The following is a 22325-nucleotide window of genomic DNA, read 5'->3' as shown; positions in this document are numbered from 1 at the left end:
TCACAAAAAGAATAGATTATAATGCTGTGATTATGAACCATAATTTAAGGCTAACAGTAGCCAATGCGGTCACGGTTAGTTAGAACACTGTTATTACAGGACTGATAATGGAAATAAAATGCTTAGACCCTTTGGGAATTAATGGCTACGAAAGAGAAGCTAATGAAAAGCTTGAAGCTACTTTGCCAAATACTTGGAAGGGTTATTCTTCTCTAGAAATGCGCGGTAGACAGAGCAATGAGTTTGAAGGCGATCTAATTTTAATTACGCATGATAGAATCATAAACGTAGAATTAAAAAAATGGTCTGGAAAAATATTCTCTAAAGATGGTAAATGGGTTGTGCAGTTCCCAGATGGCCGAGAAGAACACCGTAGTAATGGTGTACGGCAGGCAAGGAGATCGGCTCAAATTTTAGCAACTAAATTGAAAGAAAGGTTAAATAACCGTTTTGTCCCGTGGGTAGATTATTGTGTAGTGCTCTGCGGGTCTGCTACAAAGGATGATCTCCCATCAGATGAACAGGAGTACGTATTTACGTTAGAAGAATTCTCGAAAATTGGCGATGATAAGGTTTACAAACAATACTTCAAAGACAAAACATGGACAATTAAACGTAAGGAAGATGCCCCTAATAAAAACTTAAAGCAATGGGATAAAATTTTTTCTAATAATAGCGCAGATTTCAAAGCAAAGAATTACTCAGTAAACAATTACATACTACAAGGAAAACATTTATTTCAGCACAGAGATGGACTATACGCTGAATATCAAAGTCAACGGTCTGATAATCCCAATTATAAAGCTATTATGCGTAGGTGGGACTTCACGTCTCCATGTATCATTGAGCATGCTAAAACACCTGAGCAACGATCGCTCATTGCACATAGAGAAAGTGATGTACTTGGTTACATAAGTAGCCAAGATGAAGACCTCAAGGATACATTCTTGAGACTAGAATATTTACCAAGTGAATTATCATCTGACTTCGTGGAGTTATATGAATGGCCAAATAAAAAAGAAAGACTTGATACATTCATTAGAAAAAACAATAAAAAGCTTACTGATGAAAATAGACTAAATCTAATTCAAGCTCTAATCAGTCACCTCGCAAACCTTCACGATATTGAAGTCGCACACCGTGACATTGGCAATCATAGCATCTGGGTGTCATTGCCAAGTAAGGTAGTACTATCAAATTTTCTAACTGCAACATATCCAGACCCACAAAATAAAACAGTATCAAATATCCGTAAAATACTTCAGCACAACCAAGTATCCACACCTGAAGAATTGTTTGAAGATACCGATGGTACCCATTTTACTCGTGATGTATATTTGGCTACCGCCGCTTGCCACTATATTGCATTTGGTAAACCACCAATAAAGGAAGATGGAATTTACCTCTGGCAACCAATTAAAGATAACCCAATTAGCATACAACTTGAGAAATGGTTTGAAAGGGGGTTAGAGCTAGAAGCTGCGGCCCGCTTTAAGGACTTACGAGAAGCCTTAACTGAACTAAATAAGCTATTGAATGTTGGTGAGTCTAGTAGTGAAGATAAATTAGGTTTACTTTCAACTTATCACTCATCAAAAAATATATATGTCAATTTTGGCAATACTAATCATGTTAAGGCTGAAGGAACTTTCATTTTTTTAAAAGCAGCTGATGAATCATTTGGTTTGAAAGCTTGGTTTGGTATCAATGATGTCTCGAATGATGGTGGAGTAAATAATCAATTATTGTCTTTTTTCAACAGACTTGACATCAGGAAAAATGCTGACCTAAAGTGCTTACCAAAAATTATAGATTATGGCCTTAATCCACAAATGACATGTGCTTTTATCCAATTCGAGTGGATAAAAGGCATTACCTGGCAGCAGTTTACAATATCTAGTAGCATTGATATTTCTATGTTGAGAATTAAGCAATTATTATCTTCACTAATAGAGATACACTCTGCAAATATATATCATGGAGACATTCACCCTGAGAATATTATCGTTAATGAGAACGGTTTGTTCTTTATCGATATTATAGAGTTCGATGAAAATAAATATACTCCTACTTACGCGCCTTCTAACCATGAAAATCTCTCTAAGGCGAGTATAGATCGCTACGCTGTGGTAAAAATAATTAATGAATTGGCTAATTTGAAGCAGTTCACACATTTACTTCAATATTTAAATGAATTGATTAAACTTCCTGAAATTTCTCACCAAGAAATCATAAAGCTACACGATGAGCTAGAGGATATAATGACGCCTCCTCCTCTAAAACTTGTGGCCACCTATAATGTTTATCATAAAAATCTTCAAATCAAACAAGGAACATTCTTGTCTGATGATGGTAAATATTATTTAGATATTGAAGTAAATAAAGGTAAGGATAACAATCTAGTTTCAATTCGAATTACGGGTGTAAAGCATAGATTGAGCATATTAGTGCATCCGGAAAAGAAATTCATTGTATCCGCCAATCTTGATGAAATCAGGCATAATGATTTCATCAAAAACAAAAAGAGATCAACTCTAGAATTAAATGGTGAGATTCTTTTTTGTAAATATCAAAGTGAATCTTCTGAAGATTTTTTTGATATAATTCTTGAAAGCCCTACATACAAAGAACTTTTGAATAACAACATAAATTCCGAAGAGAATAGTTCTAGTGGCGACTTGCTTGCTTTATCTAATATTAAGAGTTCAAAAGTAACAGATGTGAGAGTTGTATGGAAAGCTCTAATTGATACCGAGCATGAAAGTAATCCCAGAGTTGAAATATCTACAGACCCCCGAATACAAGGTGATAAGTACATTTTCCAGTACACTAGTGAAGGTGCTGCTTTAGATTTCAACCTTAATACTGAGCGTGTATTTGTATACTCTGATAGACATGGTGAACTTCGAAGGATTGGAATTATTGCAGATATTGGTCCAAATTCGATGGCGATGAATATCTGGGGTAAAGCTCGAATTGAGCTTGGTGATACCTTAGTTCTTGAAGGGGCATTATCGGCATCGTCATTAAATAAGAGAAAATCAGCAACAGAAAACCTTGTCAACAATCGAAGTATTATAAGTAATATCGCAGATTACTTCTCACCTGGAGCCAATGTAAAGCCTTCAGAGCATAAAGAGCCAACTGATGCAGAACTCGATTTATATACCGAATTAGATCATGATGGAAATGTGCTCTTTAAGCTAAATGAGCAACAGAGAGATGCATTTAAAGGTTTATATAAATATGGACCTATTAGCTTACTTCAAGGCCCTCCGGGAACTGGTAAGACTGCATTTATTGGATCTTTTATACACTATTGTATTTCAAATGGAGCCAGACGAGTACTTTTGGTGAGTCAGTCACATGAGGCTGTGAACAATGCTACAGAGAAAGTTAGGTCATTATTTGGAAGAAATGATACATCGATAGATATTGTGCGTCTTGGCGATCAGCATGTCCTTTCTGAACAGCTTGATGATGTGGGAGAAAAGGCCCTTCAAGAACATTATAGAGATAGATTTAAAGCTGAATATGAAGAACGCATCGCCAAAGTTGCGCAGGAAATAGGTTTAGATGAGGAGTTTACTCGGATTGCTACTGAGTTTGAAAGATCATTTGGAAAACAATTAGATCGTATTATTTCTCGCATGAAAGATACAGATAGTGATTCGGAAATCGCTTCAATAAAACACATTAAAATATTTCGTGAGAAGCTACCTGAATTCTTCGTTCGCAGAGCAGACCTTGTTCTTAATCTAGATAATATTGAGCTTGCCAACTATCGAGAATTCATTTATTCAGCGTTAGCAAGACACTATGAAATTTTCTCAGAAAACTTAATATCAAAGTTTAATAACATCATTTCTATATCAAATGAGTGGCTGAGTGTTATGGCTTCAAGTCAATCTCAATTCCAAAACTTCTTAGCCAAAACTCGAACATTAGTCTGCGGTACCTGTGTTGGGATCGGCCGAAATCATTATGGAATTCAAGAGAACATTTATGATTTAGTTGTTATTGATGAAGCTGCCAGATCCCCTGCAAGTGAGCTTGCAATAGCAATGCAGGTCGGACGTAAAGTCCTCCTTGTTGGAGATCACAAACAGTTACCACCTTTGTTCGATGAAGAACATATCAAAGCAGCAAAAAGAATATTACCAAATGTTAGCACTGATGAGTTAAAGCGCAGCGATTTTGAAAGAGCCTTTGTTTCCACTTACGGGAAAACTGTTGGCCGATTTTTGAAAGTCCAATATAGAATGATACCGGCTGTTGGAAACTTAGTATCTGAATGTTTTTACATAGAAGAAGGTGGTTTAGAAACTGGTAGAGGTAAAACTAAAAAGGCTTATTTGGAGTTGTTTGAAGATGTATGCACTCCTGTAACCTGGATTGATACGAGTAAAACTAAAAAGAATTTATTTGAATCTAGACCAACTACAAAAAATGCGAATCATAAGAGCTACATTAATAAATATGAAGCAGAAATAATATTGGAACTTCTAAATAAGTTGTCTTCTCACAAAAATTCCGAAGATCTCTTGATTGAAGACAACGATCCTAAAATTGGTGTTATTTGCATGTATGGCGAACAAGTTAGATACCTGATTAGAGAAATTAATAGAGTAGCCTGGGCACGAACGTTATTAGAAAGGGGAATCATTAAAGTAGATACAGTAGATAGTTATCAAGGTAAAGAAAACGATATTGTTATCGTTTCCCTTGTTAGAAGTAATTTGAACGGTAGCCAAGGATACGTAGCGTCAGAAAATAGAGCGAACGTGGCACTGTCTCGCGCCAAAGAGGCATTATTTATCATTGGCAATTCTGATATGTGGAAAAATCGTAATGAAGGCTCAGCCTTTGGTCGAGTATATAAATATATTTCAGAACATAATAGTGAAGAATATTCTGTTATCAATTCATCTTCTTTGGAGGCCAAAAAATGAGAATAGCATTAAATAAGGTTTGCTTTGGTCTACCAATGAAGTCTTTTTTTATGGATTACACTGTTAGTAAGAAAAGAGAACTACCTGTAGTTAAGGAGTTCGTGATAAGACTGATTCATACATTATCCTCAACGACCTTAGATACAATACAAGGTTACTTCGGCCTGACAAATAAAGAGATTCTTGCAATTATAGATGATTTACAAGAAGAAAATCTGATTGAGTGGCATGAAGGGAAAGTGAAGCTTACTTACTATGCTATGAGTAAGTTTACAGAAGAAGACGGAAACCTGAGGCCTACTTTTTTTGAAGTAACCGATGAGACTTCCCCTGTTGAGTTTGAACTGTATAGTTTTAGAATATTGTCTAGTGATGTCAGACGTTCCAGTTCACAAGATTTTAATATTTCACTGAACTTACCAGATGAATGTTATCGTAATTTATTGAGCAAAGCGCAAAGCGCGTTCGATACTAACTTCAATTTATTCAGAGAACTAGTTCTGAAGGAAGATGTTTTTTCAGAAATAAAAGAACTTTATAAAATAAATCAGGTTACAGATCGATACGATGCAACTCTACCTCTTGAGGTCGAATATTTCATAGACACTGAATCACCAAGTACTCTGAGAATGGAGTATGCTTCCAAAACAGTTGATGAATGGGATGAAGATAAGTCCTTTTTCTCTATAATGGATTCAACTATTGAGGTTGATGTGGCGAATGATCAGCATGATAGTTTTAACGATTATCTTGCTGCATCAAATGATCCATTCCTCATTCAGTATTGGGATGATGGTGCTAGAACTCTTGATATTAAGGCTTTAGTTAATCATTATGAGCATGGATTAGCAAAAATAAATGATGATACTTTTATGCTAATTGGCAATTTTTACACTGAAAGTAATAGGGATCTTTTATCTTATAGGATCAAGTCTATATTTAAAGATAAGCCAGAGAGTTCAGGTTTGATTTGGCTCACAAATTCAGAATCTAAAACATGGGGAAAAACCACTGATTTAAATAAATTAATAGATGAAATCTACGCCTTTTTCGACAAAAGAAAGAGTACATCAAAAGTTGTATTAGGCATGACTTGTAATAGTTTTCAAGAATCGATTGCGTTAAGTAATAATTTTTGGAAGTTATCTAATGTCGAACTGCTGGACCTCCCTAATAAATATGGTGGTGAGGATGCAGAATTTTTAATTATCCCTGGTGTGCTGGTCGCAAGTTTATTCCATTTTAAGTTGAATGATAAGCGGGGGGTTTCTCTTCCGGTAGGATACGTGAGTTTTGAAAATAAAGTAATTTCAGACGTATCGAACAACCTTCTGAATTGGACTATACTTCAAACCAGTTATAATGACTACTTTGAGAAAAAGGATGTAATGGAAGATCAGAAAGTCAGAAATAAGTATTTCATCCCAATACTTCAGCAAAAACTATAGTGTAGTAGAGACAATTCAATCACAAAGCAAAAGCTTTATACTCAGTGAAATACTCAACCTGACCCAGCGTTCTAGGGTCAGGTAAATAAGTCATATTTCTTTCTATCTTATTTTATTTAGTAGGACTAGTTTATACATGTAACATATCCATACGAAGTTTATTCCCCCTCTTCGCTAATGGAAGAGCCTCGTACTTCCCTTCAAGTGCCATGAGTAGATTGTGCGAATGTATGAAGGTACTGGATACCTAAAAACTCCTAAGTAGATCTACAAAATATTGTCTGTTGATTAGATTGAGCATAAAATACTCGTTCAATTTTAAGTGGGTATTTGTAGGGAATACTCCAATACCGCGTCCTATTTTCGTGTGCCGCCACAATCCCATAACACTCACATTGAGCATGCTGCAGAGCGTCACCAAGCATGTTAGTATCATGCGTAGTGTTGTGGCTCTGTTTTGGGTTCCTATTTGGAACCCAAAAATAAAATAACTTATGAAAAATACAATAATATCAAATAATTGAAAATAAAATCACAGGGACGCCAGCCCACCAAATAAAACAAGGGGTTACGTGAAAACGTAACCCCTTTTTTTGCCCATGTCCACATTACGTCCACTCGGCAAAACTTTGGCAAGCGCTAACTTCAGTAACCCCAGTTTTACATTTTTGCATCCAGTGCCCATATGCCGCTTGCCACGCCTCTTGTTCATCGGCAGAAGATGTTCTGCAATAGGCAACTACTCAATGCCTTTTGAACCAAACTCCGAGTACAAGGATGACCAGCTCTGTCGCTATATCCTTACAGCATTCCCGACCCCATAGGACAGGTGGATTATGCAAAGTTTCTATCATCTTGATCAGCTGATTCAGGGTTATTTCAATCAGGATCATGACCTCATAAATGAGGGAGAGGATACTATTGAGGGCACTATTGAACTCTATAAAAAAACAGCCCCAGATTGGATGTTAAAAGAGTTAGCCGAAGAGGTCGATTCTTTCCTTGCGCTTTACGGAGACAGGCTGGATGAGGAATTCAAAAGCCGGTATGGATTTGATTTCTCACCTGAGTTGTGGGATTCAACCCCATTCGATTTCCTGATGACTGTGCGCAGACTTGCCCTTTCTTAGAAGTAGCTACAGGAAGACAAACCCGTAACGGCTTAACCGACCTCAGACCGGCAACAGCCGGTCTTTTTCTTTCTAAATATAAGTTAAGGGTGAACAGTTAAATCCAAAAAAGCTTTTTCTTGATGTGATCCATTCAAAAAACAGGTTTGCTTAACCACAGGAAACACTGCAACAAATCGCCATTGGCATACCCGTGAAAGTTGAATTTATAAATTATCAACAAAAAAACAGCCTATTAATGAATTTATTCAGACTCCACCAGTCCAAAAATCCTCCATCGGTGATTACCAGAATCACCCGATGAAGTGCTGAAAGCCCGCACGGCGCAAGCTCTGCGGGCTTTTTATATCTGTCCCTTCCCGTCCAGCGCCCCCTCACACGCCAGCGCCAGCACCATCAACGCCGTCTCATCCTCCTGCACCGATAACATCTCCATCCCCACCGGCAGACCGATACGGCTTACGCCGCACGGCAACGTTATAGCTGGCAGGCCGCTGATGGCGGCCAGTTCCGGCGCGCAGCCTGGCGGCATCTTCGCCATACTTTCTGGTAACCGTTGTACGGTGGGATACACAAATCCGTCGATGCGCTGCGCCTCCGCCACCTGGCAAAGGCTCTGCCGTAACAGGCGCTGAAAGCGACGCTCCGCCAGCCAGAGCGGGGTTTTCAGCGTGCTACTCGCCAGCATCTGACGTAGAAACGGCGCAAACTCTGGCAGGTAAGCGCCGGAGTCCACAATGCTTGTTAGTCCGGAGGGAGCGCCAGGCTGTTTGCTAAGCCAGTCGTCAATCGCCACGCGAAATTCATACAGGCTCAGGCATGTCGCCTGACTTACGTCGTCCAGCAAAGGTAATGATACCTCCACCAGCGTTGCTCCGGCACGACGCAACGTGTGCAGCGCCGACTGCCAGACCTCCAGCTGTACCTCATCCTCTCCCTGTAACGCGGTTACCACACCAAAGCGAACGCCTTTCAGCGAACGCACAGGAAGCGCAACCGGTGGCAAACCATGGATCACCGCATGCAGCAAGGCGGCATCTTCAACGCTATGTACCATTGGCCCAACGGTATCTTTGCTGGGCGAGAGCGGCGCCACGCCATCCAGCTGTGAACGGCGAAAAGCAGGCCGTAGCCCCACCAGCCCGGTATAGCTACAGGGAATGCGGATAGAGCCGCCGGTATCGGTACCCAATGCGCCATCCGCCATCCCCGCCGCCACCGCCGCGGCGCATCCTCCGCTGGAACCTCCGGCGGTGAGTGACGGGCGAAGCGGGTTTGCCACATCGCCCCCCAGCGAGCTTCGCGAGCGCACGTCAAAAGCAAACTCGGACATATTCGCTCTGGCGAGGATAATCGCTCCTGCCCTGCGCAACCGCTGTATAACAAGCGCATCCGACGTCGCGTTAAGTGAGGCCAGCGCCCGGCAGCCAAGAGTAATAGGCATCGGTGCGCAGGCAATATTATCTTTGACGATCAACGGCACGCCGTGCAGGGGGCCGATCGGCTCCCCGCGTCGACGCTGCTGCTGATGCTGGTCCGCCTGAGACATGGCGTCAGGGTTAACCCCGAGGATCGCGTTGAGCGCCCGGTGCTGCTGAATGACGTCGAGACGGCGGGCAATTTCCTCCGGGCAGTCGTCTGGCGGTATCAGGCGCTTCATAGTCTCAGGCTCCCTCGTGATGAAAACCGGGCAGAAGGCTGCCCGGGATACGTTTTAGTCCCGCATGCCGGTAGTAATGGCATCAATGTCCTGCGGACGCAGACGAATTTCCGCCGCCCGTCGGTGCCCCTGCATCCCCTCGGTACGGCTCTGGCGGATCGCCGGTTCTGCGATTGCCGGGATACCCTGCTCGTCAATCCACTGATGGGTACAGATTTTGACGTACGCCCCAACCCACAGACCGCCGGTATAGCGTGCCGCCGCCATCGTCGGTAACGTATGGTTGGTGCCGCAGCATTTATCAGAGAACACCACGCTGGCGTTCTGACCAATAAACAGCGAGCCATAGTTGCGGATCTTCGCCGCCGTCGCGTGCGGATCGCGGGTATGCACCTGCAAATGCTCCGTCGCCATATGGTCAGCAAACGCAATCAGCTGCGCTTCATCTTCGCAGAGCACAATCTCACCCTGCCGGCGCCACGCCTCCCCCGCCGTGGCGGCCGTTGGCAGGCTGGCAAGCTGACGCTCAACCTCCGCCAGGGTACGCTCAGCGATATCCCGGCTGGTTGTCGCCAGCCCGACGCGGGTATGAATATCGTGTTCTGCCTGCGCCAGCATATCGGCGGCCAGAATGCGCGGATCGGCGCTGTCGTCAGCGATAGTGAAAATCTCGCTCGGCCCGGCGAGGGCATCAATGCCGACTCGACCAAACACCTGGCGTTTCGCTTCGTTAACGAAGGCGTTGCCTGGCCCAACGATTTTGTCCACCGATGGAATGCTCTCCGTTCCCCAGGCCATGGCCGCAATGGCCTGCGCGCCACCTACCCTGAAAATGCGGTGCGCGCCCGCCAGATGGCAAACCGCGATCATCGCCGGATGCGCTCCCGGCGGCAGACAGGCGATGACCTGTTCGCAGCCCGCCACCGTCGCAGGGACAATCGACATCACCGGCGCAGAGAGGATCGGGTAACGCCCACCCGGCACGTAGCAGCCCACCGTCTGCACCGGGATGATCCGGTGACCGAGATGCACGCCAGGCAGCGTCTCAACTTCCAGCGGCTGCATGGTCGCCAGCTGCGCCTGCGCAAAACGACGCACCTGATTAATAGCAAACTCGCTGTCGCGGCGCGTCTGGGCATCCATCCCCTGCAGTGCTTCGGCGATCTCCTGCTCGCTCACCTCAAACTGCGTCGGCACGGCGTTATCAAACTGCTGCGAAAAGGCTCTTAGCGCCGTATCGCCTTCGGTTTTAACGCGCTCGATAATGGCGCTGACCTTCTCCGTCAGGGAACGATCGGCCTGCGCATCCTGCCCCTGTGGGCGCTTAATCCAGCTCACCTGATTTAACATTTACGCGTCCTCCATCTGGCCGAGTTTGATTTGCGCCAGCAGCGCCAGGTGGTCATACACGACCCATTCATCAACAATTTTGCCGTTGACGATGTGGTAGTGCGACATGCCCATCACGAACAGTCGTTCTCCGGTCGGCTTGCCCAGTTCGCCGTAACCCAGGTGATGCCCTTCGATGATCCAGCGAACCGCCACTTTGACGCCGCCTTCATCGCACGGGTTGGAACAGATATGCTGCGGCAGCCACGCGCCGTCAGGGATCATCCCCACCAGCGCCAGCGTCTGATGGGTTACCGCCGCGGTGCCGTACAGCTCTTTCATCAGCGGGCCATGCCACTGCACGTTAGGGGCGTAAACCTCTTTGATTTTGCCGAACATCCGACGATTGTAGATCTCATGCAGCCAGCGCAGGCACTGCTCTTCCGTATCGGTGTGTGCAATGGATACATCGCACTCCATCTCCGGCGGATATTGCCCCAGCATGCGGCCGTTTTCGCCGATATCCATCACGCGGAAGCCTTTATCAAACTGCTCCTTTGCCATATTAAATGCGATTTGATCGGTATTCAGGCCAAGCTGTTTCATTAACGACATGTTGTCGCTGACCACCCACTCCCGGTAAATTTTATTCTCGTGGATCATGCAATCTGCCACGGTACGGGTAACGAAGGTGCGGTTGGTCGGCTTGCCTAAATGGCTGTGCTGGGTATGCCGCCCGCTTCCCGTCACCAGGTGAGAGGTATAAAAACCGTCAACATCATTTCCGTTCCAGATAACCTGGGTTGCCATGCCGCGCCGCTCCGGGAAGGCAATTAAGCGTTGCAGCGTATCCTGTACCACCTGCTCACGGTTATAGAGTGTCCCCAGCGCGTTATACAGCACGCAGTTATGGGTATAGTGAGAATAAATTAAGCCGACATCGCGCTCGTCCCATATTTTATGGGTGCAGCGAACTATATAATCGACAATATCGGTATAGCAGTCATCAAAGCCGCGTAATGATTGCACGCGCGGTCTTTTTTCCGGTACCAGATCGACAAAATCACGACGTTCCACCTGTAATACAGGTTCCTCTTTCAGCGATTTCACGCTGCTTTTTTCGGGTACGGCTGGTGCTTTATTTGTTGCTTCGGTGGAAGACATATAAACTCCTGCTCTGTTTTCAGACAATAAGAACCCGCACCCGTAAGTGAGGGTGAATTAAACTCGATTATTTTCGGCAGCCAGAATAAGGGGGCTGCCGCCCCTGTTAATTTACAATTTGCGACCAGATCGCTAATTCATCGATCCCCAGATATTCACGGAAAATTAAACCATCACGTAATTCAAGCTGGCTGATACCGGTAATTGATATGGGTTTACGGGTTGGCGCACCAAATTTGCCGTAACCGTCATGCCAGGTTAATAATGACCAGCGCAGGGAAAGCCGAATCGGCTCGTTAGGATCTTTACGCACAATCAGATGATGGAGCTGCGTTTCGCTGTCGGCAAATGAAGCGCGGTAGCCAGAAAGCTGTGCGCCAATTTCCTGCTCACCGGTGCAGAGGCAATGACCCGGCGCGTAAAGCGTCGCCGCCGGGTGATAGAGACCGGGCACCACGCCACTGTTACCGCCCGCCCACATGGTTAAGTAGCGCTCAACGACGCCTGCCAGCGCCCCTTCTACGTCGTCGCCCTCGGGCCCGCCCGCCCAGCGGGCATCCAGCGTCTCGGCAGAGACCGCCTCCACGCCAAGCTGCTGGCGCATGGTCGCCAGGTTAAAGGCAAATTCGCGGATATCCAGCCCCAGTTGCGCCACAATCGCAGCACGATCCTGAAGCAGCCACTCCTGACGTACGGCCCCATCAACACAGATGCGATCGGCCCAGGTGCGGACCCAGACATTTTTCCCGGTCGGCGGGCCAAAAAATCCCTCCCCCTGATGCTGAATGCGGGCTACGGTACGCTGAGCCGCATAGTACTCGTCCCCCGGGTTCAGGCTGCACAGAATATCCTCCGTCAGCACCGCTCGCTGCGGGAAGCTGTGCATCGCCTCAAGCGTCAGGCGCATAAACTGGGAAAGCTCATGCAGCTGTTTTTCGGGGGTAGTGAAAACCACCGGCGTGGCGTAAAAATCCGCCAGCTGGCCGATATCTTTCTGCTCCCAGACGACATGCGTCAGCGTCAAAATGAACTGCTGGATAGAGTCGAATTGAGGGCTGAAGCCCCGCAATCTGGTCATGTGCGCTCCTTAGACTGGAATAGCGTTAAACCATTGGTTTCGATAACGCCGCTGCGTGGGCGACGCGCCGAGTGGCGTATCACCAGCGTACCGGGCACCGTAATCTGTTCAGGCTCTATGGTTCCGCTGTCAATTTGCTTCATTAACAGTTCCACCGTGGCATCTACCATCGCGCCGACCGGCTGCGACGCCGAGGTCAACGCATAAGAGGGCCAGCCGGAAGGGCCGATGTCGTCATACCCGACAATGGAGACCTCCTCCGGAATGCGCAAACCAAACTCATAGCGCGCCACATCCATTACCGTGACGGCCATATGATCGTTGGCGACAAAGACCGCATCCGGCGCTGGCGACGCCGAAAACAGGGTATAAGCCGCCCGGGTGGTTTGCTGAGCGTCGTAATTCCCGTGCACCACCCGCACATCGGTGATGCCATGTTCTTCCAGCGTGGAGATGAACCCGCGCTGGCGGGCGATATTGACCGGGGAATCCGCCACGCCGCCCACGTAGGCAAAACGCTTGTGCTCCCCCGCCAGCAGAAACTCGGCAATCTGCCGCGCGGCCGCTTCGTTATTACTGTTGACGCTGGAGGCCATGCCACTCTCTTCGCTGCGGTTAAACAGCACTACCGGGATCCCGGCGGCAAGACACTCCTCGGACAACTCCAGCGACAGCGTCACCGAGGCCAGCACAATGCCATCCACCCGGTACTGCATAATCTGGTCAAAAATACGGTCAACGTTACCGTCCCGGTCGCCAACGAACAGCAGCAGGTGATAGTTCAGCGTATCCAGCTTTTGTGCCAGCGCCTCCAGCACCTGCGAGTAAAAGGGGTTATCAAAGTAAGAAATGACGACACCGATAATGCGCGAACGCGCCGTGTTGAGCGAACGGGCTATCGCATTCGGGCGATAGCCCAACTCGCGCGCCGCCTTCAGCACTTTTTCACGCGTTGCCGGTGAAATGCTGGCCCCCGGCGTGAACGTTCGCGACACCGCAGATTGTGATACCCCCGCCAGTTGAGCGACCTGTTGGGATGTGACTGCTGCAAAAGTCTTACGTTTCATTACCCCTGATTCCTTATCAACGTCCTGCCCATTTGCGCGTGCTTCAAACGCCTCAGCAAGTGGGTGTTTTTTATACTTACACCACCTTTGCATGCGTATGCAACACAAAAAATTAAAATTCTCACAACAAGATCGAGATCACTTTACAAACATGAAACCTTTTCGTAACTTCAAATCTTGAATACGTATGCAAAGAGTTTTCATACCGTCAAAGGTACCGGAGAGAACAGGAGTCGCCCAAAGGATTGAACCGGTAAACGTCGTCCCTGACTGGTTATAACCCATTAATTCTTAAGAGGTTCAAAACCATGTTTCAAGCACTGTTACGCCGTCGGGAAGCCCGGCTCTTTTTCATCATCAGCATCCTGTTCTTTATCTGCATCCATAGCATTGATGCATTCCTGGCCCCCATGATGATCAACCAGGGCATTGAGCCACAGATCATGGGCATCATCATGGGCGCATCCGGGCTGGCAACCCTTCTGATACGCTTCCCGTTAGGCATTATTTCCGACGTGGTTAAAAGCCGCAGGATCTTCATCCAGATTGGCCTGCTGCTGCCAATTATCGCCTGGCCAATTGCCTGGCTTGAACCCAATGCCATTACGCTGTATCTGGCGAAAGCGGCAGACGGCGTCACGGCGGCGACATGGGTGCTGTACAACATCCTGTTCATGCGTTACTTCGGTCGCAACGAAGCCCCTGCCGCCGTCGCGCTGCTGGCGCTGGCAGGGCCCATCGGCGTGTTTCTCGGCAACTGTATTGGCGCGGTGCTGATTCACTATTTTGCCAATAACATCGCCTTTTTTGTCTCCTGCATCTCCGCCCTGGTGGCGTTGATCCTGACGACCCGCATTCAGGACGTGCACGACCCGGTGCAGGCCCCCACGCTTAAAGCCTGCATCACCGGCGCGCGCCAGCAGCTGGCCGACCGTTCCGTCTGGCTGATTGGCATCCTGGCGACCGTCGTCATTCTGGTGCCCTTCGCCACCCGGGACACGCTGACGCCGGTCTACGCCGAACAGCTCGGCGCCCGGGCGGGGATCCTCGCGGTGCTCGGAAACATCCACCTTCTGTTTTACGGGCTGGCCATCGCCCTGTGCAGCTCGGTGTTTTATCAGCGCCTTGGGCTGGTAAAAACCGCCGTGCTCGGCATCGTTTTACAGGTGATCTCCACCTTCGGCATTCCCTTTACCAGCAATATGTACGTCATTTACCTGTGGCAGGCGCTGGCAGGTTTTTCGTTCGGTATGGCCTTTGCCGCATTCATGTCGCTCAGCGTAGTGAATACCTCGTCTGATGAACAATCCACGCGAATGGGACTATTCCAGACCATTTATTCCTGCGGCATGTTTGTCGGGCCGGTAATGATGGGCGTAATGATGCAACATATTAACCTGTCGTCCGGTTATATATTGATTGCCGCCCTTTCCGTTGTGGCCGCTATTGCCACGCCGCTGTCCGCTCGATGGGTATATGCCCGTAAAACGCAAACCTCAGCCCAATTATTAAAAAACGGTGCGTACGCCGCCGCGCCGGATCAATAACCCACTCTGAAGTAAACACCCTTTCCCGGTCTGCCGGGAGGACAACTGACATCTAAAAAAGGTAAGGAGAAGCGTGTGTCCTGGAAATTAAAAACCGGTAAATCTACCGAAGAGCGCCAGCAAGCCAACCAGCAAATAAGAGAAACGGTTGAGCAAATACTTGCGGATATTGAAAAGCGTGGAAATAAAGCCATTCGCGAATTATCCATTAAATTCGATCGTTATGACCGTCAGGATTATCGTCTGACCCCCGCGGAGATCGACCGCTGCATAAAACAGTTAAGCCGCCAGGATATTCAGGATATTGAATTCGCCCAACAGCAGGTGGCGAATTTTGCCCGCGCGCAGAAAGAATGCCTGCGGGATCTGGAAATTGAAACGCGTCCCGGCGTTATTCTCGGGCATAAAAATATTCCGATTAACGCCGTGGGATGTTACGTGCCTGGCGGAAAATATCCCCTGCTCGCCTCCGCGCACATGTCGATTATCACCGCCAGCGTGGCGGGGTGCTCAAGAATTATCAGCTGTGCCCCGCCGTTTAACGGTCAGCCCGCCCCGGCGATTGTCGCGGCGCAAAAAATGGCTGGCGCAACGGAAATCTATGCCCTTGGCGGCATTCAGGCGATAGGCGCCATGGCGCTGGGCACGGACTCGCTGGCACCGGTCGACATGCTGGTCGGCCCCGGTAACGCGTTCGTCGCGGAGGCCAAACGCCAGCTGTTCGGCCGGGTAGGTATCGATCTGTTTGCCGGTCCGACGGAAACGCTGGTGATTGCCGATGACACCGTTGACGCGGAAATGTGCGCCACGGATCTGCTGGGCCAGGCCGAACACGGCGTCACCACCCCTGCCATCCTGCTGACGAACTCGCTCCAGCTTGCCAAAGAGACGCTCAGCGAAGTGGAACGGCTGCTGGAAAAGCTCCCTACCGCCGACATTGCCCGCCAGTCCTGGCAGGACTACGGGGAAATCATCGTCTGCGACAGCTACGAAGAGATGCTGCTGGAGGCAGATCGTATCGCTTCCGAACATGTTCAGGTGATGACCGACCGGGACGACTGGTTCCTGGCTAACCTGACCAATTACGGCGCGCTGTTCCTTGGGCCGCGTACTAACGTGGCCTACGGCGATAAGGTGATCGGAACCAACCACACCCTGCCGACGCAAAAATCCGCACGCTATACCGGCGGCCTGTGGGTGGGCAAGTTCATGAAAACCTGCACCTTCCAGAAAGTCCTCAGCGACGAAGCCACCGCCGAAATCGGCAGCTATTGTTCGCGTCTGTCGCTGCTGGAGGGTTTCGCCGGACATGCCGAGCAGGCCAATATTCGCGTGCGCCGTTATGGCCAGACGGAGGTTCCCTACGCCACACCGGCCCCGGTCAGGGAAAAGGTGTAAGCCATGACGCTTTTGCAAACGCCCTCTTTCACCCTGCACGGCAAACGCGCGCTGGTAACCGGCGGGTCAAGAGGGATTGGCTTCGCTGCCGCCGTCGCCCTCGCACAGGCGGGCGCAGAGGTATGGATCGCCGCCCGGGGCCACGAGGCGCTGGCGCATGCCGCAAGTCTGGCAGCGGAACACAGGCTCGCATTTCACCCGCTGGAGCTGGATATTACCGACGCTCAGGAGGTGGAGCGTGTGCTGGCGACATTGCCCACGCCCGACATTCTGGTGAACAGTGCCGGGCTGGCCCGCCATCAGCCGTTTCTTGAGGTGAACGAGGACAATTTCGATGCGGTGATGGCGCTTAACCTGCGCGCCACCTTTTTTGTCAGCCAGCGCGTGGCGCGCAGAATGCGGGCGGGCGGTAAGGGAGGGTCGATTATTCACATCTCATCGCAAATGGGACACGTTGGTGGCCCCGAGCGTAGCGTGTACTGTGCCTCCAAATTCGCGCTTGAAGGGTTAACCCGAACGATGGCGCTGGAGCTGGGCGATGCGGGGATCCGCGTTAATACGCTGTGCCCGACCTTCATTGAAACCGACCTGACGCGCCCGGCGCTTGCCGATCCGGCGTTCCGCCACTACGTGCTGGACAACATCAAGCTGCGCCGGTTAGGCAAGCTGGAGGACATTATGGGCCCGGTAGTGTTTCTCGCCTCAGATGCCGCCGGGCTGATCACCGGCAGTGCCCTGATGGTTGACGGCGGCTGGACCGCTACGTGAGGGATGCAATGGAATATCCGCTTCTGGACAATACCGATCTGCCACTGGTGCTGCTTGGTGGCACGCTCTGTAACGCCCGGCTCTGGCAGCCCGTTATTGAACGGCTGAATGTCGCAGCGGTGTCCTGTATTACGCTGACGGGTGCGGAGTCCGCGCCGCAGGCGTCACGGCGGTTATTAGAGGTTCTGCCGCCGCGCTTTCTGCTGGCAGGGTTTTCTCTCGGTGCCATAGTCGCGCTGCAAATGGCCGCCGACGCGCCAGAAAGAGTGAACGGGCTGACGCTGATTTCCGTTAATCCGTTGCCCGTTGCGCCAGACACCCTCGCTTCACGCCGGGAAGCGGTACGCACCGCACAGGCGCGGGGCCTGGCCGACTGGCTGGTCTCCTCGCTGTGGCAGAGCTATGTCGCCCCGTCACGTCTGTCCGATCGGATCCTGCAAGAGACTATTTGCCGAATGGCGCAAGAGTGCGGCATTGAGACCTTTGCCGGGCAAACGGAAATGGCCATTCACCGGCAGGACAACCGGACTGCGTTTAACGCCCTCTCCTGCCCCACATTACTTCTAAACGGCGCGCAGGACGTTATCTGTACGCCCCATCATCATCAGCTACTGGCAGCAGGCAACGCGAACGTGACCAGGCATACGGTGGAGGCTGGCGGGCATTTTATTCCGCTGGAAACCCCGGATGAGATCGCGCCGCTGCTGCGTCAGTGGATAACGGAGTGCATACAGTGCGCAAAAACAGTTTAAAGACCGCATTTCTGGAAAATACTCCCATCATAAACGGCTGGCTGGCGATCCCGTCCGGTTATAGCGCGGAAATTATGGGCCATCAGGGTTACGACGCCGTCACCGTCGATTTGCAGCACGGCATGATTGATTTTGCCAGCGCGCTGTCAATGCTACAGGCGCTATCGGCCACGCCTGCCGTGCCGCTGGTGCGGGTGGCAGATAACGATCCGGCGCAAATCATGCGCGTATTAGACGCAGGAGCCTACGGCGTAATCTGCCCGATGATCTCCAGCGCGGAACAGGCTCGCCGTTTTGTCGCTGCCTGTCGCTATCCACCGCTGGGTGTTCGCTCCTTTGGTCCGGCCAGAGGTCTACTCTACGGCGGCAGTGATTATCCACAGCACGCTAACAACGAGATCCTGACGCTGGCGATGATCGAAACCCGCGAAGGGCTGGCTGATCTTGACGCCATCCTTGATACCGAAGGGCTGGACGGTGTGTTTATTGGCCCCAACGATCTCTCACTGACGCTGACCGGCAGCGCCAGCGCCGAATCCCAACATCCCGAAATGCTTGCTGCTATTGAGCAGGTGATTCACTGCTGCCGCCAGCAGCAGAAGATTGCCGGAATTTTCTGCACTTCCGGCGCGGCCGCCGCAGCGCGCATTGATCAGGGTTTTCAGTTTGTTACCCCTGCAAACGACGTTATGCAACTGGGTCGCGCCTCGCGTGAAGCCATTGCCCTCGTCCGCAGCAACGCTATCCCTACCACCGGTGCATCCGGTTATTAAAAGGAGAAATAATGAAAACCATCCATCTTACCCAGAGTCAGGCTCGAACACGGTTGATCGCCCCCGAGGACATGGTTTCCTGTAATCTTGCTTTTATTGATTGCAAGCTACCCGGCTCGCATCTCAAACAAAACTATTCCTTCATCGGCCCGGGTGTAACCCAGTCCAGCGAGCAGGTCGTCAATATTCCCGAGCCGCACGGCTTTAACATTGGCGCGGCGGCTATGCCGGAAGGGGTGACGAATAATCTGCATCTGCATTTCACCGCCGAGGTGTTCCTGATCCATGAAGGAACATGGCGTTTTCGCTGGGGTGCCAACGGCGAGCATGAAGCTGAATTTAGCGCACCCACTATCCTTTCAATACCGACCTGGATCTTCCGCGGTTTCACCAACGTCAGTAAAGAAGAGACCAGCGGTATGGTGTTTACGGTGCTCGGCGGGGACAACACGGGCGGCATCATCTGGCATCCTTCCGTGCTGGCGGCAGCCAGCGAATACGGAATGTATTTGAGTAAAGACAACATGCTCATCACACAGGAAACCGGCGACCCGCGGCCTGACCCCGCCGCGCTGCTGACGCCGCTGTCAGAGGAATATATTGCCGGGCTGCGTGACTACAGCGTTGAGGAGATGCGCCAGCGTGCGGTAACCGGCGATGACCGCTGCTGGTCAGCCCAGGGACTGCTGGATTCGGTGCTGCCAGGACACGGCGGCGAAATTGCGCCGGTTATCGGTTTCGGCATTTCACAGGATCGGGATTCCGCTCCCGCTATCGTGAGCCCGCACGGTTTTTCCGTCGAATGGCTGCGTCTCGCCGAGGATCACGTTGTGGGCCGCCATCTCTGCCCGGATATTCAGGTCATTATGGTCTTTAAAGGCCAGCTGGAGATCACCTGGAACGAGGCGGGCGAAGAAGTGAGCGTTATCGCTCCGGAACGTTCGGTGATCTCTGTTCCGGCAAACAGCTGGCGTCGCTACCGCGCGGTTGACGGCAAAACGGAGTTTATTCTGACGACCCGCGGCGATCAGCGTAAGCGCCTCTACTGGGATGAAGCGATCCTGCAACAGGCGAGAGAACACAATCGCTGTCTCGATCCCGATGGCTACGTGGCCGATGCCGACATCCTGCCTGCCACGGCCCGTCGGGCCGGTGCGATACTGGAGAAATGGCAGGCGAATGCCTGACTGAGCTTATACTCGTCATCACGATACTGGCGCAGACTGTTCACTGCGCCATTGTGGTTATCAACATACCGCCCCTCACCGGGCCTTCTTAAACGTCAACATTATCCGACCATCCTCTTCTCCAGAACGGTGATATTTTTCCCTGCAACGTTTTCCACCGTGAAATTATCGACATACAAAAAAATGAGTTTCAGTCCTCTGCCGCTTTCAGCCAAAAGAGAGGCATCGAACGTCGCGTCGTCCCGCACCGCCACGAGACGTTCAGCGGGAAATTCATCGCCATCGTCCGTAAAACGCAGCGTCGCGTCCGAGACGGTAGCGATGAACTCCACGGTGAAGCAACGTTCCGGATCCTCATGTAGCGCATGACGAATAATGTTGGTAGCCGTCTCACAGGCGGCGAGATCGAGCGCAAAGCGCCAGTCATCGCTGACGGATAGCGAGGCCATCTGGCTCTCAAGCCATGCCGCAAGCGGCGAGACTGAAGTTAACGTGGCGGGAAAAGAGATGTGGTTAGCCACAGTCAACTCACTGATTTAGCTGCGCAAGTGCCGTTGCGCGATCCGGGCAGATGCGAAATATGCGATCCATACGGGTCAGGGTAAACATGTTGCGTATACCGGGGTTCAGCGCACATAACATCATTTCACCTTTACCGTTCATCATTTTCAGCAGGGAAACCAGCGCACCAAGGCCGCTACTGTCGATAAAGTCGATTTTGCTGAAATCGACTATCAGGGATTTACGATCTTCCCCAATCTCCCTGGCAATGGCTTCCTTAAATCCCGCCGCCACCGAGGCGTCCAGTCGGCGCACCGATGGGGTCATAATGTTTACCTCGCTCAGCCGGTCTGTATCAATGTTCATCGTTTACTCCTGTACGCTCAATTACTAATAAGGAAACATCATCGGCCATAGCCTGCTGTTCACGACATTCTCCGCTGCGCCAGCGTATAAGATGCTGTGCAAACTGCGGTAAGAGCTGTTCCAGCGCTAGCGTGACATCACTCTGAAGCCGACGCTGCAAACGCGCCTGACCAAACTGTTCGTTATCAGGGTTCTCACACTCGGTAATACCATCGCTAAACAGACAGAGGCGATCACCCGGTGCCAGCGAGAAGCTCACGTCTGTCCAGCTGAGATCCGGCATCAATCCTACCGGCGCACCGCCTTCACCGACCGTCCTGACCTCGCCACCAGGGTTCACAATGAACGGTGTAGGATGCCCGGCCTGGCACAGCTTGCCTTCGCCTGTCGCCAGGTCGATAACGCCGTAAATCATGGTGAAATAACTCATTATCTCAGCCTCTTCGCTGCAAAAGCGACCGTTCAGGATGCGAACGACTTCTGCAGGGGACGCAACATCGCTCTCGTCCGCAAACAGAAAACGCTCTACCGCCCTGCCATGCAGAAACTGACGGGCAACAGCAAGTGACATCATCGCCGCACCGACGCCGTGCCCCGACACATCAACACAGTAGAATCCCAGATGGTTGTCGAGAGGGAAGACATTGAAAATATCGCCCGATACCCAGGCTGACGGCAGGAAAATCCAGTCGGCAAAATAATCCCGGTAGCGCAGCTGATGCGCGGGCAGAACCGACTGCTGGATCCGTGCCGCCACCTCAAGGTCTTGCTCTATCTGCCTTAACGCCTCGCTGAGGCGCGCATTACGCGCAGCAAGCGTGGCTTCAAGGGACAAAACCCGTGCCCCCGCGTGCAATCGCGCCCGTAGCTCACTCTGCTCGACTGGCTTATTGAGAAAATCATCCGCACCGGCGTCAAAACCCACCGTCAGATCGCCCGGCTCTTCGCGCGCGGTAAGCAAAATTACATAAACATAATGGCCGAACTGGCGGCTGCGAACCTCCCGGCACAATGTCAGGCCATCCATTTCCGGCATATCCCAGTCGCTAATCACCAGGCTGACGGGCTGGTTTTCAAGGATCTCAAGCGCGGCGACGCCATTCTCCGCCTCGTAGACGATATACCCCCACTGCGTCAGCATACGGCTAAGCAGGCGACGATAAACCAGTGAATCTTCAACTATCAGGACGTGCTGGGACAACATA

At 50.2% G+C, this 22325-nt stretch carries 17 protein-coding genes; 9 read left to right on the top strand and 8 right to left on the bottom strand.

Annotated elements, in window-relative coordinates; all coding sequences use genetic code 11:
- Nucleotides 1-107 precede the first annotated feature (107 nt).
- The 3 genes from ACOT0L_RS02970 to ACOT0L_RS02960 all read left to right on the top strand — a co-directional run bounded on the left by ACOT0L_RS02970 (nucleotide 108) and on the right by ACOT0L_RS02960 (nucleotide 7530).
- Nucleotides 108-4952, top strand: a complete 4845-nt coding sequence (locus ACOT0L_RS02970; protein ID WP_126502738.1) for an AAA domain-containing protein — start codon at nucleotides 108-110, stop codon at nucleotides 4950-4952.
- Nucleotides 4949-6400 carry a hypothetical protein gene (locus ACOT0L_RS02965; RefSeq protein ID WP_126502737.1) on the top strand — a complete coding sequence of 484 codons (1452 nt, stop codon included), beginning with the start codon at nucleotides 4949-4951 and terminating at the stop codon, nucleotides 6398-6400. Before ACOT0L_RS02970 ends, ACOT0L_RS02965 begins: the two co-directional genes overlap by 4 nt.
- An 836-nt stretch (nucleotides 6401-7236) precedes the next feature.
- A complete protein-coding gene (locus ACOT0L_RS02960) occupies nucleotides 7237-7530 on the top strand; it encodes a contact-dependent growth inhibition system immunity protein (protein ID WP_063152622.1) in 294 nt (97 codons plus the stop codon).
- A 343-nt stretch (nucleotides 7531-7873) separates the two neighbouring features.
- Here ACOT0L_RS02960 and ACOT0L_RS02955 read toward each other — a convergent pair whose 3' ends face one another.
- From ACOT0L_RS02955 to ACOT0L_RS02935, 5 genes are all read right to left on the bottom strand, one after another.
- A complete protein-coding gene (locus ACOT0L_RS02955; RefSeq protein WP_126502736.1) occupies nucleotides 7874-9190 on the bottom strand; it encodes an amidase in 1317 nt (438 codons plus the stop codon).
- Nucleotides 9191-9244: 54 nt separating this feature from the next.
- Nucleotides 9245-10540: a histidinol dehydrogenase gene (gene hisD / locus ACOT0L_RS02950; protein WP_126502735.1), complete on the bottom strand. Its 1296-nt coding sequence runs from the start codon at nucleotides 10538-10540 to the stop codon at nucleotides 9245-9247.
- Nucleotides 10541-11683 (bottom strand): ester cyclase, encoded by a 1143-nt coding sequence (locus tag ACOT0L_RS02945; protein WP_015571629.1) that lies wholly within the window; start codon nucleotides 11681-11683, stop codon nucleotides 10541-10543.
- 106 nt (nucleotides 11684-11789) lie between these two features.
- Nucleotides 11790-12761: a nuclear transport factor 2 family protein gene (locus ACOT0L_RS02940; protein ID WP_063147482.1), complete on the bottom strand. Its 972-nt coding sequence runs from the start codon at nucleotides 12759-12761 to the stop codon at nucleotides 11790-11792.
- Nucleotides 12758-13828 carry a LacI family DNA-binding transcriptional regulator gene (locus ACOT0L_RS02935; protein ID WP_023298419.1) on the bottom strand — a complete coding sequence of 357 codons (1071 nt, stop codon included), beginning with the start codon at nucleotides 13826-13828 and terminating at the stop codon, nucleotides 12758-12760. The genes ACOT0L_RS02940 and ACOT0L_RS02935 overlap by 4 nt, the downstream gene beginning before the upstream one ends.
- A 308-nt stretch (nucleotides 13829-14136) precedes the next feature.
- On the opposite strand from ACOT0L_RS02935, the gene ACOT0L_RS02930 reads away from it, so the two are divergent.
- The 6 genes from ACOT0L_RS02930 to ACOT0L_RS02905 all read left to right on the top strand — a co-directional run bounded on the left by ACOT0L_RS02930 (nucleotide 14137) and on the right by ACOT0L_RS02905 (nucleotide 20253).
- Nucleotides 14137-15375 carry an MFS transporter gene (locus ACOT0L_RS02930; RefSeq protein WP_022649095.1) on the top strand — a complete coding sequence of 413 codons (1239 nt, stop codon included), beginning with the start codon at nucleotides 14137-14139 and terminating at the stop codon, nucleotides 15373-15375.
- 75 nt (nucleotides 15376-15450) lie between these two features.
- Complete coding sequence (hisD, locus tag ACOT0L_RS02925; RefSeq protein WP_126502734.1) at nucleotides 15451-16773, top strand: histidinol dehydrogenase; 1323 nt, start codon at nucleotides 15451-15453, stop codon at nucleotides 16771-16773.
- Between the two features lie 3 nt (nucleotides 16774-16776).
- Complete coding sequence (locus ACOT0L_RS02920) at nucleotides 16777-17541, top strand: SDR family NAD(P)-dependent oxidoreductase (RefSeq protein ID WP_126502733.1); 765 nt, start codon at nucleotides 16777-16779, stop codon at nucleotides 17539-17541.
- Nucleotides 17542-17549: 8 nt separating this feature from the next.
- Nucleotides 17550-18293 carry an alpha/beta fold hydrolase gene (locus tag ACOT0L_RS02915; protein WP_023298422.1) on the top strand — a complete coding sequence of 248 codons (744 nt, stop codon included), beginning with the start codon at nucleotides 17550-17552 and terminating at the stop codon, nucleotides 18291-18293.
- Nucleotides 18275-19066: an HpcH/HpaI aldolase family protein gene (locus ACOT0L_RS02910; RefSeq protein WP_126502732.1), complete on the top strand. Its 792-nt coding sequence runs from the start codon at nucleotides 18275-18277 to the stop codon at nucleotides 19064-19066. Before ACOT0L_RS02915 ends, ACOT0L_RS02910 begins: the two co-directional genes overlap by 19 nt.
- An 11-nt stretch (nucleotides 19067-19077) precedes the next feature.
- Nucleotides 19078-20253 (top strand): cupin, encoded by a 1176-nt coding sequence (locus tag ACOT0L_RS02905; RefSeq protein WP_126502731.1) that lies wholly within the window; start codon nucleotides 19078-19080, stop codon nucleotides 20251-20253.
- Nucleotides 20254-20354: 101 nt separating this feature from the next.
- Here the strand turns inward: ACOT0L_RS02905 and ACOT0L_RS02900 are convergent, their stop codons facing one another.
- From ACOT0L_RS02900 to ACOT0L_RS02890, 3 genes are read right to left on the bottom strand one after another with little or no spacing between them, the layout of a single operon-like run.
- Nucleotides 20355-20774 (bottom strand): ATP-binding protein, encoded by a 420-nt coding sequence (locus ACOT0L_RS02900; protein ID WP_126502730.1) that lies wholly within the window; start codon nucleotides 20772-20774, stop codon nucleotides 20355-20357.
- 7 nt (nucleotides 20775-20781) lie between these two features.
- Nucleotides 20782-21120 carry an STAS domain-containing protein gene (locus tag ACOT0L_RS02895; protein WP_046621201.1) on the bottom strand — a complete coding sequence of 113 codons (339 nt, stop codon included), beginning with the start codon at nucleotides 21118-21120 and terminating at the stop codon, nucleotides 20782-20784.
- Nucleotides 21110-22324, bottom strand: coding sequence for a PP2C family protein-serine/threonine phosphatase (locus ACOT0L_RS02890; RefSeq protein ID WP_046621202.1), 1215 nt, complete (start codon nucleotides 22322-22324; stop codon nucleotides 21110-21112). The genes ACOT0L_RS02895 and ACOT0L_RS02890 overlap by 11 nt, the downstream gene beginning before the upstream one ends.
- Between the last annotated feature and the right edge of the window lies 1 nt (nucleotide 22325).

Origin of the sequence: Enterobacter cloacae complex sp. XAL002 (genome assembly GCF_049236805.1) — a bacterium.
Lineage (GTDB): Bacteria > Pseudomonadota > Gammaproteobacteria > Enterobacterales > Enterobacteriaceae > Enterobacter > Enterobacter intestinihominis.
Note: the sequence above shows the minus strand (reverse complement) of the source record. Positions and strands in the feature narration are given on the sequence as shown.

Excerpts from the sequence above, each read along its gene's own strand:
- ACOT0L_RS02970 (WP_126502738.1), top strand. The coding sequence starts at position 108 with ATGGAAATAAAATGCTTAGACCCTTTGGGAATTAATGGCTACGAAAGA.
- ACOT0L_RS02965 (WP_126502737.1), top strand. The coding sequence starts at position 4,949 with ATGAGAATAGCATTAAATAAGGTTTGCTTTGGTCTACCAATGAAGTCT.
- ACOT0L_RS02960 (WP_063152622.1), top strand. The coding sequence starts at position 7,237 with ATGCAAAGTTTCTATCATCTTGATCAGCTGATTCAGGGTTATTTCAAT.
- ACOT0L_RS02955 (WP_126502736.1), bottom strand. The coding sequence starts at position 9,190 with ATGAAGCGCCTGATACCGCCAGACGACTGCCCGGAGGAAATTGCCCGC.
- hisD (WP_126502735.1), bottom strand. The coding sequence starts at position 10,540 with ATGTTAAATCAGGTGAGCTGGATTAAGCGCCCACAGGGGCAGGATGCG.
- ACOT0L_RS02945 (WP_015571629.1), bottom strand. The coding sequence starts at position 11,683 with ATGTCTTCCACCGAAGCAACAAATAAAGCACCAGCCGTACCCGAAAAA.
- ACOT0L_RS02940 (WP_063147482.1), bottom strand. The coding sequence starts at position 12,761 with ATGACCAGATTGCGGGGCTTCAGCCCTCAATTCGACTCTATCCAGCAG.
- ACOT0L_RS02935 (WP_023298419.1), bottom strand. The coding sequence starts at position 13,828 with ATGAAACGTAAGACTTTTGCAGCAGTCACATCCCAACAGGTCGCTCAA.
- ACOT0L_RS02930 (WP_022649095.1), top strand. The coding sequence starts at position 14,137 with ATGTTTCAAGCACTGTTACGCCGTCGGGAAGCCCGGCTCTTTTTCATC.
- ACOT0L_RS02920 (WP_126502733.1), top strand. The coding sequence starts at position 16,777 with ATGACGCTTTTGCAAACGCCCTCTTTCACCCTGCACGGCAAACGCGCG.
- ACOT0L_RS02915 (WP_023298422.1), top strand. The coding sequence starts at position 17,550 with ATGGAATATCCGCTTCTGGACAATACCGATCTGCCACTGGTGCTGCTT.
- ACOT0L_RS02905 (WP_126502731.1), top strand. The coding sequence starts at position 19,078 with ATGAAAACCATCCATCTTACCCAGAGTCAGGCTCGAACACGGTTGATC.
- ACOT0L_RS02895 (WP_046621201.1), bottom strand. The coding sequence starts at position 21,120 with ATGAACATTGATACAGACCGGCTGAGCGAGGTAAACATTATGACCCCA.
- ACOT0L_RS02890 (WP_046621202.1), bottom strand. The coding sequence starts at position 22,324 with ATGTTGTCCCAGCACGTCCTGATAGTTGAAGATTCACTGGTTTATCGT.